This window comes from Kamptonema formosum PCC 10802 (assembly GCF_000332335.1).
Classification (GTDB): Bacteria; Cyanobacteriota; Cyanobacteriia; order Cyanobacteriales; family Oscillatoriaceae; genus Oscillatoria.
The window spans coordinates 1,108,147-1,123,483 of record NZ_KB235948.1; the positions used below are offsets into that span (position 1 = coordinate 1,108,147).

Sequence of the window (15,337 nt, forward strand, 5' to 3'; positions counted from 1 at the left end):
CGCCAGAAACCGGGTTTCTTAAAGAAACCCGGTTTCTTTAGCCCTCTCGCAAACCGGCAATCAGCCGGCGCTTAATTTCAATAAACTCTGGGCTGAGTTTAATGCCCAAATCCCGGTGCGCCGGCAAATCGACGCGGATTTCTTCTTTGATTTGTCCGGGGCGGGCGCTCATCACATAAATGCGCTGCGACAGGAAAATCGCTTCCCCCACATCATGAGTGATGGTTAGGACAGTAATCCGGGTTTTCTGCCACAATTCTAGCACGAATTGCTGCATCTGTTCTTTGGTTTGAGCGTCGAGCGCCCCGAAAGGTTCGTCCATCAGCAAGACTTCCGGTTCGTTGGCTAAGGCGCGCGCAATTGCGACGCGCTGTTTCATGCCGCCTGACAGCTGTTTGGGATAAGATCGGGCAAACTGAGTTAAGTTTACCACATCTAGGTAGTAATCAATTCGCTGCTGCATCTCTTTCCTAGGGATGCGCCGCAGCTGCAAGCCAAAGCCGATATTATCCGCTACAGTGAGCCAGGGAAAGAGGGAAAAATTCTGGAAAACCATTCCTCTATCGGGTCCGGGACCGGGTACGCTTTCGCCATCAACCAGCACCTGTCCGGAGGAGGGGGGCGTCAAACCGGCGATAATATTCAGCAGGGTGGATTTTCCGCACCCTGACGCCCCGACAATACAGACGAATTCACGGGGATAAACGTGCAGGTTGATGTTCTGCAGCGCCATCAGTTGCTTTCCCTGGTTGGGAAAGGCTTTGAATAAATTGCGGACTTCTAGTTTGGGGTGGTTTGAGGAGTCGAGCATGTTTGGAACCGCAGATTGACGCAGATGAACGCGGAGGGCGCTGACTGTTAAGTAGTGTTACAGGAGGGGACGCGCCGGCGCACCCTGCGGTGGAGTGGGTGAGGGAAGTTAATATAGAGTGTAACTTAAATTTTTGCGCTATGATAAAACCGCTGCCAAGTTCTTCTAAAAAGCGATATCTCCAGCCGTCTGTGTTTTGGAGCATCCGCCAGGGTTTTCCTCACTGGCTGAGGGTGCTGCTGACTGTGGCGGCGCTAGTTGTGCCACTGCTGCTGTGGGCTTTGCTCAGCGCTCAGGGGTGGGTGCCGGCGATGTTTTTGCCGGCACCGGCGGCGGTGATCCGTGCCGGTGTCCGCATGTTTGCTGAGGAGAATTTGCTGCAAGATATTATAGCAAGTTGCGGGCGCGTTGGGGCGGGTTTTTTGGCGGCGGCTGCTGTTGGCATTCCGGTGGGGATTGCTATGGGGACGTTTCCCAGCATGGAGAGTCTGTTCAGCCCACTTGTTGGGCCAGTTCGCTACATGCCTGTGGCGGCGTTCATCCCTCTGATTATCCTTTGGGTGGGATTGGGGGAAGACGCTAAGATTTTGATTATTTTTCTGGGGATTGTGTTCTACAATGCTATAATGATAGCAGATTCGGTTAAGTTTATTCCGGGCGAATTGTTAAATGTTGCTTACACTTTGGGGGCGACTCGCCGAGATGTGCTGTTCCGGGTAATCCTACCGGCGGTGTTTCCGAGTGTGCTGGATACGCTGCGGGTGAATATTGCCGGCGCTTGGAACTTTCTGGTGATTTCGGAGTTAATTGCGGCTGAGAATGGGTTGGGGTTTAAAATTGTGCAGGCTCAGCGGTTCCTGCAAACGGATAAGGTGCTGTTCAGCATTGCAATTATTGGGTTAATTGGCTGGGCGATTGATTGGGCTTTCAAGTTGCTGTCGAAGCTTCTGACGCCTTGGGCGGAAGGGTAGGTTTGGTAGGGTGCGTTCCACCGGAACGCACCCTACTGTGTTAGGATTGAAATAGCTGCGCCACTGCCGGTTTAGTCACTTTCCCCATAGCGTTGCGGGGGAGTTCTTCAACTGCCAGAATTTTGCTGGGAACTTTGTAAGTCGCCAGTCGCTCTTTTGCCCAATTTCGGAGAGGTTCTAAAGTCAAATGAGTTGCCGGTGGCAATACCAAAGCTGCGCAGACGCGCTCGCCCCACTCTGGATCGGGAACCCCAACTACAGCACAGTCTTGAATGTCTGGATGGGTTCGCAACACTTCTTCAATTTCTAAGGCAGAAACTTTGTAGCCGCCGGTTTTGATGATATCGACGCTGATTCGCCCGAGGATGCGGTAGCTGTCATTCTCGAAGGCGGCGAGATCGCCGGTGCAGAACCATCCGTTGCGGAAGGATTTGGCAGTTGCTGCCGGTTTTTGCCAATATTCTAGAAACACTCCCGGTCCTTTGACTTGGATTTCGCCAGGGGTTTCGAGAGGGACTAAATTGCCGGTTTCATCAACTAACCGAACTTCAACCTGAGGTAAGGGGTTGCCCACATATCCGGGCAATCTTTGCCCGTGTAAAGGGTTAGATAGGGCCATGCCTATTTCGGTCATGCCATAGCGTTCGAGCAGAAAATGTCCGCTGATGCTTTGCCATTTTTCTAAGACTTGGACGGGTAAAGCGGCGGAACCTGAAACCATCAGGCGCATTTTGGCGCAGCCGGCGGACATGCTTTTTTTGCGCTCGCTATCTGCGGCTTCCCAAGCTGCAATTAGCTTGACATAAATGGTGGGGACAGCCATAAATAGAGTTAAGTCACCGCCGGCAATTCGGTTCCAAATAGTTTGGGCGTCAAATTTGGGGAGCATGTGGCACTCAGCGCCAGCCCACAGGGCGCAAGTGAGCACGTTAATAATACCGTGAATGTGGTGAAGTGGCAGGAAGTGCAAGATGCGATCTTCGGATGTCCACTCCCAGGCGTCAATCAAGCTTGTCACTTGAGCTTGAATGTTTTGATGGCTGGTTACTGCGCCTTTCGGTTTGCCGGTTGTACCGCTGGTGTAGAGGATTAATGCGCGTCGGGAGATATCGACTTCGGGGAGTGCGCCGGCATCAGCGGGGAGTGTGTCGGAAGTGAGGAGAAATCGCAACCCTCGCTCTTCAGCAATGGGGCGCAATACCGGCTCGAAATCCGGGTGAGCGATGAGAGTGGATGCGTCTGAGTCTGCAATCACATATTCTAACTCGGGGCGGGGATGGGAAACGCACAGGGGCACTGCCACCCCACCGGCACGCCAAATGCCCCACTGAGTGGCGACATACTGGAATCCTGAGGGGATGAGAAAGGCAACTCGCTGCTGGTGCAAGTCTTGGGCGCTGTCGAGAAGGGCGGTTGCGATTTGGGCGGATTTGTGGAGCAAATCCCCGTAGGTAAAGGTTCCTTCGGGTGCGGCAATCGCTCTTTTGTGTTCGTTGGGTTTGGCTCGGGCAATTAGGGGCAGATTCATGTTAGTTCTGTGATTTAGGAGTTATTGTGAAATCATACCATTGCCCGGGGGGTCTGAGTTACAAGATTTCCTTTGGGAAGGATTGTGCGAGCGCCCCTCCGGGAAACATCGCTGGACAGCAGATAACTTTTGCGACTCAACCGCTCCGTTGACTTGCCGTTCCAGTTCAGCATTGGGTAGCATTCAGCCATCGCTACTCTCAGAGTGTTCAGTCGATTCATCTTTCCCCGCTCCAATCTCCTTCTTCGGAGGATCAGGTGGGCCAGGTGGTTGCATTTTGGCTACGGGGATAGCGCGACCCAAAAGCGAAATAACGAAGGTGCGAAAACCTAGCTCTGCGTCTGGCTCACGGTACTCTCCCTTCAATCCATCTTCACGAGATGACATCAGGAAGCACCCAGCATCATAAAGCCGCGATCGCACCAGTTTAGTAAGAAGTAACTGATACCGCTTGGCATAAGAGGCATCCTTAAACTCGGGAAAAACCTTAAAATGAGGCTCCTTTACCCTTACTGGCTGGTTCGAGCTAGGGGCATCCTCTAACAGCATAAGATAGCCAAGCCACGGTCGCTCGGATGGTTTGAATGCACCCTCTTCATAAGCAGCCCACAGATCCGTAGCATTCCCAAGAGCCTCTTCAGTGCGGTTGTTGAAGTTGTTTCCAAAAGAGCCAACCTGCGACTTGAACTCAATAATTGCTACGACTTTGCCATCGGCAACAACAAGTAAGTCCCAATTCTTTTCTGCCCGGAACCAACCAGGAAGTTCAGTTTTTTGTCGCCAGTAAATCGTCGCTCGTTGCAAGCCTGACGCGATAAGGATATTTGCTATCAACTCGCGGAAGCCGTCCAGATGTTTTCCCGCTCTTACAGCTTGCGGATTCCGCTCGCGTGTTAGCCAGAAATACTCAACAGCTTTTGTCAATTGCTGAGCTAGATCGTTCAGTACATCGCTCATAGAGTTTGTTTTCAAAGGTGCAGAGTGACAGTTGACTTGCGGAATAGACCTGTTACTTGTGTGACAGTCCGCTCATAAGCGCAGGTTAAATAAGCTTCATCAATCTCATACCCGATACTGTTTCGACCGCAGTTAGCTGCTGCTAATGCTGTTGTTCCTGTACCCAGGAAGGGGTCAAGCACAGTATCGCCCACAAATGAAAACATGCGGATTAGCCGTGAGGCAAGTTCCAAGGGATAGGGCGCAGGGTGGTGCCGTGTTGATGCGCCGGGGATGCCAGCCCATATCTGCTGGAACCACTCGCGATGGCACTTTTCAGGTATGACACTGAGGATTCTTGTCGTTAAATCCTGTGTTCGATAGCCTCCTGGCTTGCGTTCCATAAGGATAAACTCGATGTCATTCTTAATCACACCATTCGGCTCGTAGGGTTTGCCCATGAAAGGGGCACCATTTCCCTCAGCCTCAAACGATGCGTTAGCGATTTTGTGCCAAATAATTGGGGAGAGATTGTCGAAACCCAATGCTCGACAGCGATCCTGAATTGAGGCGTGAAGTGGCACTACAGTATGTCGCCCACCGTTCTTTTTTCTAGAAAGGCAGACATCCCCGACCACGCAGATCAACCGGCCCCCCGGAACCAGCGCATCAAAACATCTTTGCCAAACCTTATCGAGCTCACAGAGAAATTGCTCGTAGCTCTCAATGTAACCCAGCTGTCCGCTGACCTTGTTGTACGCTTTCAGAGTCCAGTAAGGTGGCGATGTTAAAACTAGGTGAGCGCTCCCAGGTTGAGCAGCCGGCATGTCCCTCGCATCGCCAAGGTAAAGATGGTGTTGGCTTGGTATCTGTGGGAGGCACTGATCTATGAGTGCGGTAAGTTTTTCATCCTTGGCGATGCGAGGGATAGCTTTTTGAGTGTCACTTAAATCTCCCAGCCCGTCAGGAAGAAAGACTGAGAGATCGCTATTGGTATTGAACTTGGCCTCAGGAAAGTCGGGCATTGGTTTTTATGTTAAGTATTTTCATTATAGCACAAGGCTTCCCCAGCACACTGTGGTGTGGGTGCCGGTTACGCTATCGCTAACCGGCACTACAGATAGAGGCTTTGACCACTACAGACCGGCAAGCTGGGTACAGGTAATCCTCTCCAGAATCATCCACTACACGCAGATAATTTTCTACTTCGGCTTTAACGTCTGGTAGGAGCCGGTACAGTTTCCAGACCTGCAGATCGTCACAGCCTTCACTTGTCACACAAATAGCAAACTTGTAATGACCTGATACTTGAGCCATATCTACTAATTCCAAAAAACAGTTGGCGAAGCCATGACGCAAGAAACCGGCAGCATAAGTCAGCACCGGCATCCGCTCTAACGCACGCACCAATAACCTCTATTCCGTCGGCTCCACCGCAGTATTGGACTGCAGTTGCTTGGCAACTTGCATTAACAGCCTTAATGCCTCATTCACCGCTTTATCATCAGGAAAAGCTCGGGCTACATCGGGCTCTAAAAGCACCAAGTTTGTTCCCGCACGATACCGAGCGACATACTTGCCTCTGATGCCGCCTTCCATCTCAGCGAAATCATACTCTGAACGCAATTCGTCTTCCATCTCGCTCTCAACTTCCTTCTTCATAAAACCTCTTTTCGTTTCGGGTAGCTTTTCGGGCGCTGATAATTCGTACCTTTTCTCCTCGGTCAGTATGGGCGACAACTAAAAGTTGTCCCAACCTAGACCTACCAATAATAATGTAACGACTTTCTCTAGCAGAATGGTCGGGATCTGGAAAGGTCGCAGATAGCGGGTCATTAAACACCGTTGCGGCTTCCTGAAAAGAAACACCATGTTTCTCAAGGTTTAGCTCGGCTTTGTTGGGGTCCCACTCAAATTCCATGTATAGCGCTCTCTGCTATCTGCTCCTCAAGTTTATTCGCCACCATCTGTAACCGTACATACAGTAAGCCCTCAAATAGTAGATCGCAGCCTAAGTCATGTTAACTATCCTATTTTATCCTAGCACTCGCCCCAAGCTCATTATAGCATAGGGCGATCGCCAAGCGCAGAAACCCGGTTTCTTTGAGAAACCGGGTTTCTGCACCCCGCAACTCAATCGGCGATACCAGCTTCAACTATTTGCGGTCATCCTTCGGCGGATTGGGCGGACACCAAAAGAGGTTTTTGCTGGACACTCCCAGCGATTCCAGAATTCCGCGCATCACATCCGTGCAGTACATCCAGTATCCCAAATCTTCGTACATGCGATCGGGATTGAACTCCAAGTTGTAATGCAGCACGTTGGGAAGGTCGGAAAACTCCTCGGAAGATTGCGGGGAAATCAGCAAGACGCGGAATGGTTTCCCCTGACATTTTAAGGCGAGCTTGCTCACCAGATCGGTGACGCTGCCCCGATTGGTAATGCCGGTGCGAATAAAAAGCAGCTCGTCAGCATTCTGCAGCGTGTGCCAAAACCGTTGCGAGCGTGCTGTGTAACGGACGCGCATTCGTTCGTATACGGGAAACATGTTATTGAGGGGATCGTCTGTCTCCTCCACTTCATGGGCGAAAGACAAACTTGTCCACTTGGCGTGGTATATCCTTCCGGCGTCATGGCTGTAGTGCAGCAGAGCGGGGTTCCACATATCATAAAAATTGCTCTCAATGATATCTGCAACATCGCTAAGATTGGTGGTTCGCGTCAGATCGAACGGAAAAGCCGGCCCGTCGTACTCCATTTTATACAGGAGCATGCGGGCAGCACAGCGATCTCCGAGCGGTACAATTGCCACCCGGCTGAGTTCTGACAGTTCGCACTTGTATTTGAAAAGCACCGAGGATTTGGGCGGCACTTTCACTCGGCTTTCCAGCCCGCCTTTGCCGATTATCATCGTGCGAAATGGCGCGTCGGGATGGAGCGGATCGTCATAAACGCCCGGCGGCATTGCTTTCAGTGCGCTGCGCACCTCCTTCCACATCGGATGGATGTTGTATTCGTGATCCGTTTCGTTGATCGCCCGGATGAAGTCTTCGTTTTCCTTCAGGAGTCCCAGATGCCCGTCGTAAAACAAAATTTGCGAGACTTTCGGCGAAAAGAAATGGAAAGCGGGGCTGTATTCCAAGTCGGTATCAGGAGGAATATCCACCAGGGTTTCAATAGTTCCATCGTCCCGCACCGAAAAGAAGGGCAGCATTCCGCTTTGGGCATTCTTGGCGATGTAAATACCCGGCATCAATCCCCCTTTGCTCTGAATCGCAGCTTGCAGGGATTTCCAATAAGGAGCGATCGTGTAAGTATATTTCGACGGATTGATCGCGCGCAAGGTCTTCTCTGCTGTGCCGGCAATGATTTGGAACCCCTGTTTGTCGCGGTAGATTGGTCGCCCCTGCTTCTGCCGGGGGAGCTGTTTTTCTTTCGCCCATTCGTCACTGGTCATTTGGAAGAGGCGAATGTCGATCGCCTCGTACATCAAGCGGTGACCTTCCGTATTTGGGTGAGCGGAATCCAAGGATGTACCGGCTTTCCAGCGCCCCGATCCGTCATCCACAGCATCCAGCCAATCCAGCACGGGAACGCCCCATTTCAGCATTCGGCTGTGCGTGTCTCGCAGCAACCAGTTGTGTTCAAACCCGTAATCCCCGTTCGGATACAACCCGCCCAAAATCGGAAGCGCTCCCAATTCCCGGGTCATTTTTATCAGTTGCTGCAATCCGCTTTCAAACCGCCGCTGCGCCGCCCGTCGCTGGTGAGGTGGACAGTGCGCCAGCCCCTCGTTTCCCAAAGAAAGGGCAATGATGACGGCATCTGGTTTTTCTGGCGCAACCACCTCCGGAAACCTGTTAATCGTTGTGCTGACATTTGCACCCACTTCCGACAAATTCACCAGTATGTGCCCGTATTTTTGATGCAGCGCTTGTTCCAGATGCCAAGCCCAACCTTTTAACATCCACGCACTGCATCCTAAGGCTACGGAACTGCCGATAACCGCGATTTTTAGACCCTGAACTCCTTGAGTTAGAGGCATTTCGGCAGGAGGTGACTCGAAATATCCGTAGGGATAGGGCTGCACATGTCCGAACCAGCCATCACTGACAATAATAGCGGATTGCTGCCGGTCAGATTCCACCGGCACCCAGCGGTTGGCTCCGCAAGATTCCCACTCCACGCTGCCATCTGAACGCAGTAACACATACTGGTATTCTATTTTTTCGCTGCTGGATGGCTCCTCAGATGGATTCCCCTCGATTTCGATGTCCGCCCACCACAAAGGGTAGCTCTCGCCACTCGTACTCAGAGGCAGGCATCTCGTTACGTCCCACAGTCCTAACTCGGGAGCCGAACCGACAATCCCGATAGATTCTCCCATTTTCGTGTGTGCGCTGACCTGAAATCGATACATACGTCCCTTCTCTCTTTAAGCATACGATACCAGACAAGTTGCTTGACTCATCGCACCTCTGAGGTTAAAAGGTAACTTCACCTCAGGCAAGACAGAAGCCCCGGTAGCCGTCCCCGACAGCGAGTCCCTTCAGTCAAGGGAATCGCTTCCACAAAGCTGCCCTCAATTTATCATATCTAAAATTCCAAATCTGTCTCCGAGAACACTTTACAAATTACCTGATGCCTGGTATGAAGCTCACGGCTGTATCTTTCCCCCACCGGCTTGAGAGATTCCCTGACTCCACATATAGCGCCCAAACGGTTCTGGCACCTCGGTCAGTCCAAAGCGCCTTACCACATTTCGCAGCTTTTGTCATCCAGTCTTCGCCCTTTGGATCTCACCACCACTCCCTCGGTACGCTCCCCACTCTTACTGGATTGCCTTTCCCTGTCTGGGGATATTGTAATTGAAATCTGGCTGCCGGTGCGAGTCCCTTTCTACCTTTTCTTGAAGAGACAAGGGGATATCTCAGCTGGTGCAAAACCGGCAGCCGGTAGTTGACAAAACGGCACTGCATCAATTATAATTGCAAGAGCAACCGCAATCAATGGAGCTACCAATGGCAGTTGAGATGGTTACTGCAACACCGAAGCCGGCTGAGCCGCCAGTTGGCTCCGAAGGCAGAGTCGTTTTAAAAGGTGTCAGCTGGCCAACCTTTAAGGCATTGCTGGCAGACATCGGAGAAGACCGCACCTCTAGATTTGCTTACGACCGAGGAGTGTTAGAAATCAGAATGCCACTCGAAGAACATGAAGAGCCCAAACGGCTGATAGAAAACTTTGTTGAAGTCCTAGTAGACGAACTGGGTATCGAGATCAGAAGCCTCGGTGCCCTCAGCCTTAAGCGGGAAGACTTAACCAGTTTTGTAGAGCCGGACACCTGCTTCTACATCCAGAATGAAGCCCGAGTTCGAGGGCGAAAAATCAACCTCTCGGAAGACCCCGCGCCTGACTTAGCATTAGAGTCTGACTACACCAGTTCGTCTCTGAATAAGTTCACCATTTATGCCTCCCTTGGCGTACCTGAACTCTGGAGATATCGCAATCAAACCCTAGAAGTTTACCGGCTTGTCGAGGGAAACTATCAGCCCGCCGGTCAAAGTCTCGCTTTTCCCTTTTTACCCCTGGCAGAAGTTGCCGGTTTCATCGAGCAAAGTAAAACTGCCGGTCAGAGAGCCGCTGTCCGCGCATTTCGGGCGCGAATCCATGAAATTTTGCAGAGTCAGAGTCAGGGCTGACAAGCGCCAAACCAGAAACCGGGTAACTCCGGCGAAACCCGGTTTCTAAGTGATACATCACGCACCCGACTGGATAGCTCTCACAAACTTAGGCTCCAGCAGCTGCGAGAGGTCGGGAATTTGTTGGATTTGGTTTTGCCCCTTCAAAAATTCTGCCATATCCTTCATCCTTTTGCCCAAATAAATCTCGCTCTGCGGGTTCGCCAGCATGTCTAAGTTGGCCTGCAAGTCGGGCAACTTCAACCCCTTTAAATTCGCCTCCAGCTCAGCCGGCGTCACATTCAGGCGTTTCGCCGCAATCGCCACAGCCTCCTGCGGGTTTGTCTTCAAGAAATCCAAAGCCTTAAAAATACCCCGCACAAACGCTCCCACCGCCTCAGGGTGCTTTTCGATAAACTTCGCCTCAAAAACATAAAGGTCAGTAATCGCACCCGGCATTTTGGAAGAATCATAGATAATTCTGCCATCTTTCTGAGCCGCATTCGCTTGCTCTATGAAAGGCGAGTAAGTCACTGCAATCTCTACCTTGCCGGTTTGATAAGCCGACGCCGCCGCCTCTGGCAGCATAGAAACAAGAGTGACATCCTTCTCGCTCAAACCGGCTTCTTTAAGCACCTGCAGCAAGAAAAAGTGACTGACACTCCCTTTTTCTAGCGCAATCCGCTTGCCTTTGAAATCCTTAACTTCAGCCAGACTGTTCCGCGCTAAAATGCCATCAGCGCCCAGGGAAATATCTTCAACCAGAACCGCTCGAAAATTTGCCCCTTTCGACGCCAGCACAACCGCCTCAGAAATCACCGGCGCAACCCCCTCCAGGCGTCCGGCGAGAAACGCCGCATTAGAGTCAGAATTAGTGCTGAACTCCTTAACCTCCACATTCAGACCCAGCTCTTTGAAAAAGCCTTTCTCCCCAGCAATGTGCAGTGGCGTCAGCCCCACCCAAGTGACAATCCCCAGAGCAGCAGAAACCGTGCCAGCTTCAGGGCTTTGCCTCCGGTTCGTACAGGCGTGAAGAGCGCCCCCACCGGCAGCACCGGCAATTAACCAAATAGCTTGCCGGCGCGTCCACAAACGACAGTCTTGCAATCGATTCATTAATTTATCTCCCCCTACAGATTAGAAGAAACCGGGTTTTTAAAAGAAACCCGGTTTCTCGCCTAAGAAACCGGGTTTATTGTGGTAGTTCAGCAGGTTTATTCTGCTTTTCACGAGAAGAAAACCGGTTTCTGGACATCTTACACCCACATCTTATCCTAACACCCTAACCCCCTAACCCCTAACCATTAGGTTTAGCCAAAGAAGCCACTGCAGCAACTAGCTCATCCGGCTCAGCCGGCTTGGGTAAATGCAGCTGGAACCCAGTCGCAAGCGCCCGCTTGCCGTCCTCTTTGCTAGCATAAGCCGTAAGAGCAATCGCCGGCACGAACCCGCCCCGTTCCGACTCTAGCGCTCTCAGCTTGCGGAGCAGAGTGTAGCCGTCCTCTCCCGGCATGGCAATGTCAGCGATCAGCAAATCTGGCTTCACTTTTTTGATGGCTGAGAGCGCGTCAGCTGCCGACAAAACCGCCCTGACTTCAGCCCCGTGCTGTTCCAGGATCGCGGCAAACAAATCGCAAATTTCCGCCTCATCGTCAACCACAACTATCCGCAAACCGGAGAGGGGCTTCGGGTTGGGGGGGCGCAGGGGCGGAGGTTCCAGACTGAGAGGCTGCAAATCGCCCCCGCTTTGCAAAAGTGGAAGTCTGACGGTAAACGTTGCCCCCTGTCCGATGCCCCCACTTTCGGCACGCACCTCTCCCCCATGCAGTTCCACCAAATGGCGCACAATCGCTAGCCCCAGCCCCAGCCCACCTTTAACTCGCGTGGTGGAGGAGTCCGCTTGGCTGAACCGGTCAAACACGAATGGCAGGAACTCCGGATCGATTCCGGTGCCGGTGTCCCTGACTTGGATTTGGGCGCAGGGAATTGGGATTTGGGCACTGGAGGATTTTGGATTTTGGATTTGGGATTTTGGATTTTGGATTGGGGATTGATTGTTTTGCTCAATGCCCGACGTCCCATTCTCGGTGCCCGGTGCCGGGTGCCCCATTTCCGCTGACAGCCGGATAAAGACGGTTCCCAGTGCCGGTGTGAACTTAACCGCATTGGAGAGCAGATTCCACACCACTTGCTGCAAGCGGTCCCCATCGGCCAAAACTTCCCCAACGGAGGGGTCGAGATCCCCCACCAGGCGAATATTCTTCGCCTCAGCAGCAGGGCGCACCACATCTAGGGCTGCGTAAATCGCCCGCACTGGATTGAGCCGGCGGGCGCTGAGGCGGAAATTTCCCTGAACGATGCGCGAGACGTTGAGAATATCCTCCACCACTTTCACCTGGGACTTGGCATTGCGCTCGATCGTCAGCAGCGCCCGCTTGCGGGCGGTTTCGTCAAAGTTGCGGCTCAGCAGCAGCTGCGTCCAGCCGAGTATAGCGTTGAGAGGCGTCCGCAATTCGTGGGAGACAGTGGACAAAAACTCATCCTTCATGCGGTTTGCCTTCTCCAACTCCTCTGCATATTGCTGCAGCCGGCAGAAAGTCCGCTGGCGCTCAATCGCGATGCCGGCTAGACGCGCCGATATCTCCAGCAATTTCCACTCCTGCGCAGAAAGCTGGCGCTCACCTGCGCAATACACCGCCAAAACCCCCGCAATCTCACCGCCAGCGTCGCGCACCGGCACTGACCAGCCCGCCTGCATTCCGTGAGCCAGCGCTAAATCCCGGCAATCTCGCCACAGCGGATCTGCGCCAATATCGAGCGCTATCGCAGACTCTATACTGTATTCCGCCCCGCCCCAGCTGTACGCGCCGGCTGCGAGAGCGAGACGGTCTGCCCCCCGCGCGAAGCTCTCCGGGAGACTCGGAGCCGCAACGCACTGTAGGTTTTTCCCATTTGGCTCAGGCAGCATTATACAGCAAAACGCTTCTTCTGATTGCGACTCGATAAACCGGGCGAGGAAGTTCAGCACCTCAGGGATCTCGACGCCGGTTGCTATCAGTTCCAGGATGCGGTTTTGCCCTGCTAAAAGCGCTCGCTCCCGCTTGCGATCGGTAATGTCCCGGATGGCAGCCACCATGCCGGTGACATTCCCGCCCTCATCTTTTAATTGCGAGACTGAGGATTCCACATAGATTTTTTCTCCAGTTTTTTTAATATGAATATTCTCCCCTTGCCAGCAGCCTGTCGTTGCTAAAGCTTCATGAGCAGCCCGCTCATCCGAGGGATCTATCCAGCAATATTGATGCGATTCTTGCAAAGGCTTGCCGATAACGTCTCCTGCGCTGAAGTTGTACAGCAGTTCCGCCGCCTTATTCCAATAAGTGATGCGCTCCTCGCTATCTATAGCAATGACCGCATCGCTCACTTGCGTGAGAATATCCGCCTGGAACTTCAGCGCTTGTTCCGCACGCACGCGCTCTGTGATGTCTTTGAGATAGACGGATAGCCCGTCGCGATCCGGATAGGCGTGAACTTCCAGCCACAGATTGAGTTGCGGGTAGAACTCTTCAAACTCCACGGCAACCTGCTCGGTGACCGCTCGCCGGCATTCTCTAAAAAACTTGGAGCGAACAGTTTCTGGAAACACCTCCCAGATGCAAGATCCGGTGAGGGCTTCTCGCTTTCTGGCGCGACCGACCCTTTGCAGCACCTGCATCGCCTGCGGGTTAATATAGGTGAAGCGCCACTGCCGGTTTAAGGCAAAAAAGCCATCGCTGATCCGCTCCATAATACTGGTAATTTGCCGCTGCGCCGCCTCCGCCTCCGCCCGGGCTTTCCGCTCTTCGGCGAGCAGTCGGGCGCGTTCTTCTTCCGCCCGCACGCGCCCGGTGATGTCTTGCGCCATCGCCATGCCGGCAAATATTTCTCCCAAATCATTTTTCACCGGCAGCACCCAGACGGCATAAATCAGGCCGGCATAGGGGATTTCTTGAAACGTCGCCTCTCCGGCAAGTGCCGCCCGATACATTGGCTCTATTGTTGCGCTCTTTTTCGCCGGCAGCGCCTCCCAAATTGTCTTTCCTTCCAGCATTTCTCTGGAAAGACCGGCAGCTGCTAGCCCTTCCCCCTCAGCGATCAGGTAGCGCAAATCCCGGTCAAACAAAAAAACCGAACCGTTGGGGAAGTTCCTAAGAATCGTGCGGTATTCCTCTTGACTTTTTCGCAGGTCTTCTAACGCCCGCTTTTTCTCCGTCAGGGCGAGGAGAAAGCAGACAAAATTCTCTTGAAGTTTATTCATAAGGGCGATGCCGGTGAGAGCGGGTAAGTGTCTGCCATCAAAGCGGATCGATTCTTTTTCTGGGATAATAGCCGGCATGTTTTCATTCGAGATCGCCGCGCCGCCAGAGATGGCGCACCGGCAAGCGCCTGCCGGTGGTGCTGCCTGCGAAACTCGAATCGGTCGCCATTAAGTCGGTAGCTCGCTTATAGCACACCGGCTCTATGGCGTCAAAGGGAGTAAGGGCTGTGCACTCATCAGATAATATCTCGGCCTTGAAACTCCCGGATCTGCAGATTGTCTTCAACCGGCAGCACAGGGAGCTTTTGGGAGTGCGGATGGGACATTAAATCTCAAGGGTAGCGCGGGAGCGCCGCTCTCTCACCGGCGATGGAGGGGGCGGAACCCCCTGCCGGTTGGCTACCCGCTGCCGCCGCTCGGCGCTCTGCATTGGGCCGGTCTTTCGTGTTCTAGCTCTCGCTCACTGACATCTGTCGCAGGGCAGATATTTTATCCGCTATCACAGCCGGTTTTGCTCGGGGCTTTGCCAGAAACCGGGTTTCTTGTGACAGGAGTAGGAGAAAGCCGGTTTCTCGGCATTTTAACGCCCACCGGCTCTATTGCGGGCGCAACAGGTGCCGGTGCGGGGACTTCCCCCGGGTTATTGTTGATCGCTGAAACCGGGTGCTGGGGGTGCCGGTGGGGCGCACTTGCGCCACTTGTAGAAAGACGAGCTTCATGCGTTCGTACCAACCGATGGAGCAAGGGTGCCGACTGATGGAGCAAGGGTGCCGACTGATGGAGCAAGGGTGCTCGAATGATGGAGCAAGGGTGCTCGAATGATGGAGTTCTGAGCTCGGATGATGGAGTTCGGAGCTCGAACGATGGAGCAAGGGTGCCGACTGATGGAGTTCGGAGCTCGGATGATGGAGTTCAGAGCTCAACTGATGGAGTTCAGAGCTCGACTGATGGAGTTCAGAACTCGAATGTCCGAGATAGGCACTCGGATGATGGAGTTTCCTTGCTTGAATGTTGAAACCCACCGGCACCCAAGAGAGCACCGGCACCCTTCCCACACCGGCACCCAAGAGAGCACCGGCACCCTTCCCACACCGGCACCCCCCCAAGGGCAGTAG

Annotated in this window: 15 protein-coding genes; 4 read left to right on the forward strand and 11 right to left on the reverse strand. The window is 53.1% G+C overall.

Going from position 1 to position 15,337, the window contains the following annotated elements:
- Positions 1–37 precede the first annotated feature (37 nt).
- Positions 38–811 (reverse strand): ABC transporter ATP-binding protein, encoded by a 774-nt coding sequence (locus tag OSC10802_RS0104755; RefSeq protein WP_017715640.1) that lies wholly within the window; start codon positions 809–811, stop codon positions 38–40.
- A 140-nt stretch (positions 812–951) separates the two neighbouring features.
- Here OSC10802_RS0104755 and OSC10802_RS0104760 point away from each other — a divergent pair, with 140 nt between their 5' ends.
- Positions 952–1,782, forward strand: a complete 831-nt coding sequence (locus OSC10802_RS0104760; RefSeq protein WP_017715641.1) for an ABC transporter permease — start codon at positions 952–954, stop codon at positions 1,780–1,782.
- 40 nt (positions 1,783–1,822) lie between these two features.
- On the opposite strand, the gene OSC10802_RS0104765 is transcribed toward OSC10802_RS0104760, so the two are convergent.
- From OSC10802_RS0104765 to OSC10802_RS0104800, 7 genes are all read right to left on the reverse strand, one after another.
- Positions 1,823–3,310 carry an acyl-CoA synthetase gene (locus tag OSC10802_RS0104765; protein WP_017715642.1) on the reverse strand — a complete coding sequence of 496 codons (1,488 nt, stop codon included), beginning with the start codon at positions 3,308–3,310 and terminating at the stop codon, positions 1,823–1,825.
- 183 nt (positions 3,311–3,493) lie between these two features.
- Complete coding sequence (locus OSC10802_RS0104770; RefSeq protein ID WP_017715643.1) at positions 3,494–4,267, reverse strand: PaeR7I family type II restriction endonuclease; 774 nt, start codon at positions 4,265–4,267, stop codon at positions 3,494–3,496.
- 11 nt (positions 4,268–4,278) lie between these two features.
- Positions 4,279–5,271: a DNA-methyltransferase gene (locus tag OSC10802_RS0104775; RefSeq protein ID WP_017715644.1), complete on the reverse strand. Its 993-nt coding sequence runs from the start codon at positions 5,269–5,271 to the stop codon at positions 4,279–4,281.
- 79 nt (positions 5,272–5,350) lie between these two features.
- Positions 5,351–5,653 carry a hypothetical protein gene (locus OSC10802_RS0104780; RefSeq protein WP_198525061.1) on the reverse strand — a complete coding sequence of 101 codons (303 nt, stop codon included), beginning with the start codon at positions 5,651–5,653 and terminating at the stop codon, positions 5,351–5,353.
- 9 nt (positions 5,654–5,662) lie between these two features.
- Positions 5,663–5,908 carry a hypothetical protein gene (locus OSC10802_RS0104785; RefSeq protein ID WP_017715646.1) on the reverse strand — a complete coding sequence of 82 codons (246 nt, stop codon included), beginning with the start codon at positions 5,906–5,908 and terminating at the stop codon, positions 5,663–5,665.
- Positions 5,892–6,167 carry a BrnT family toxin gene (locus OSC10802_RS0104790; RefSeq protein WP_017715647.1) on the reverse strand — a complete coding sequence of 92 codons (276 nt, stop codon included), beginning with the start codon at positions 6,165–6,167 and terminating at the stop codon, positions 5,892–5,894. The genes OSC10802_RS0104785 and OSC10802_RS0104790 overlap by 17 nt, the downstream gene beginning before the upstream one ends.
- A gap of 235 nt (positions 6,168–6,402) precedes the next feature.
- Positions 6,403–8,667 (reverse strand): DUF1796 family putative cysteine peptidase, encoded by a 2,265-nt coding sequence (locus OSC10802_RS0104800; protein ID WP_017715649.1) that lies wholly within the window; start codon positions 8,665–8,667, stop codon positions 6,403–6,405.
- A 351-nt stretch (positions 8,668–9,018) separates the two neighbouring features.
- Here OSC10802_RS0104800 and OSC10802_RS48850 point away from each other — a divergent pair, with 351 nt between their 5' ends.
- Positions 9,019–9,210: a hypothetical protein gene (locus tag OSC10802_RS48850; RefSeq protein WP_155967383.1), complete on the forward strand. Its 192-nt coding sequence runs from the start codon at positions 9,019–9,021 to the stop codon at positions 9,208–9,210.
- A 58-nt stretch (positions 9,211–9,268) separates the two neighbouring features.
- Positions 9,269–9,946, forward strand: coding sequence for a Uma2 family endonuclease (locus OSC10802_RS0104805; protein ID WP_017715650.1), 678 nt, complete (start codon positions 9,269–9,271; stop codon positions 9,944–9,946).
- Positions 9,947–10,003: 57 nt separating this feature from the next.
- Here OSC10802_RS0104805 and OSC10802_RS0104810 read toward each other — a convergent pair whose 3' ends face one another.
- The 3 genes from OSC10802_RS0104810 to OSC10802_RS55435 all read right to left on the reverse strand — a co-directional run bounded on the left by OSC10802_RS0104810 (position 10,004) and on the right by OSC10802_RS55435 (position 14,941).
- Complete coding sequence (locus OSC10802_RS0104810) at positions 10,004–11,041, reverse strand: ABC transporter substrate-binding protein (protein WP_017715651.1); 1,038 nt, start codon at positions 11,039–11,041, stop codon at positions 10,004–10,006.
- A 181-nt stretch (positions 11,042–11,222) separates the two neighbouring features.
- Positions 11,223–14,300, reverse strand: a complete 3,078-nt coding sequence (locus OSC10802_RS43950) for a PAS domain-containing protein (protein ID WP_017715652.1) — start codon at positions 14,298–14,300, stop codon at positions 11,223–11,225.
- A 518-nt stretch (positions 14,301–14,818) separates the two neighbouring features.
- Positions 14,819–14,941, reverse strand: a complete 123-nt coding sequence (locus OSC10802_RS55435; RefSeq protein WP_255349118.1) for a hypothetical protein — start codon at positions 14,939–14,941, stop codon at positions 14,819–14,821.
- A gap of 144 nt (positions 14,942–15,085) precedes the next feature.
- Here OSC10802_RS55435 and OSC10802_RS52585 point away from each other — a divergent pair, with 144 nt between their 5' ends.
- Positions 15,086–15,337: a hypothetical protein gene (locus tag OSC10802_RS52585; RefSeq protein ID WP_198525062.1), complete on the forward strand. Its 252-nt coding sequence runs from the start codon at positions 15,086–15,088 to the stop codon at positions 15,335–15,337.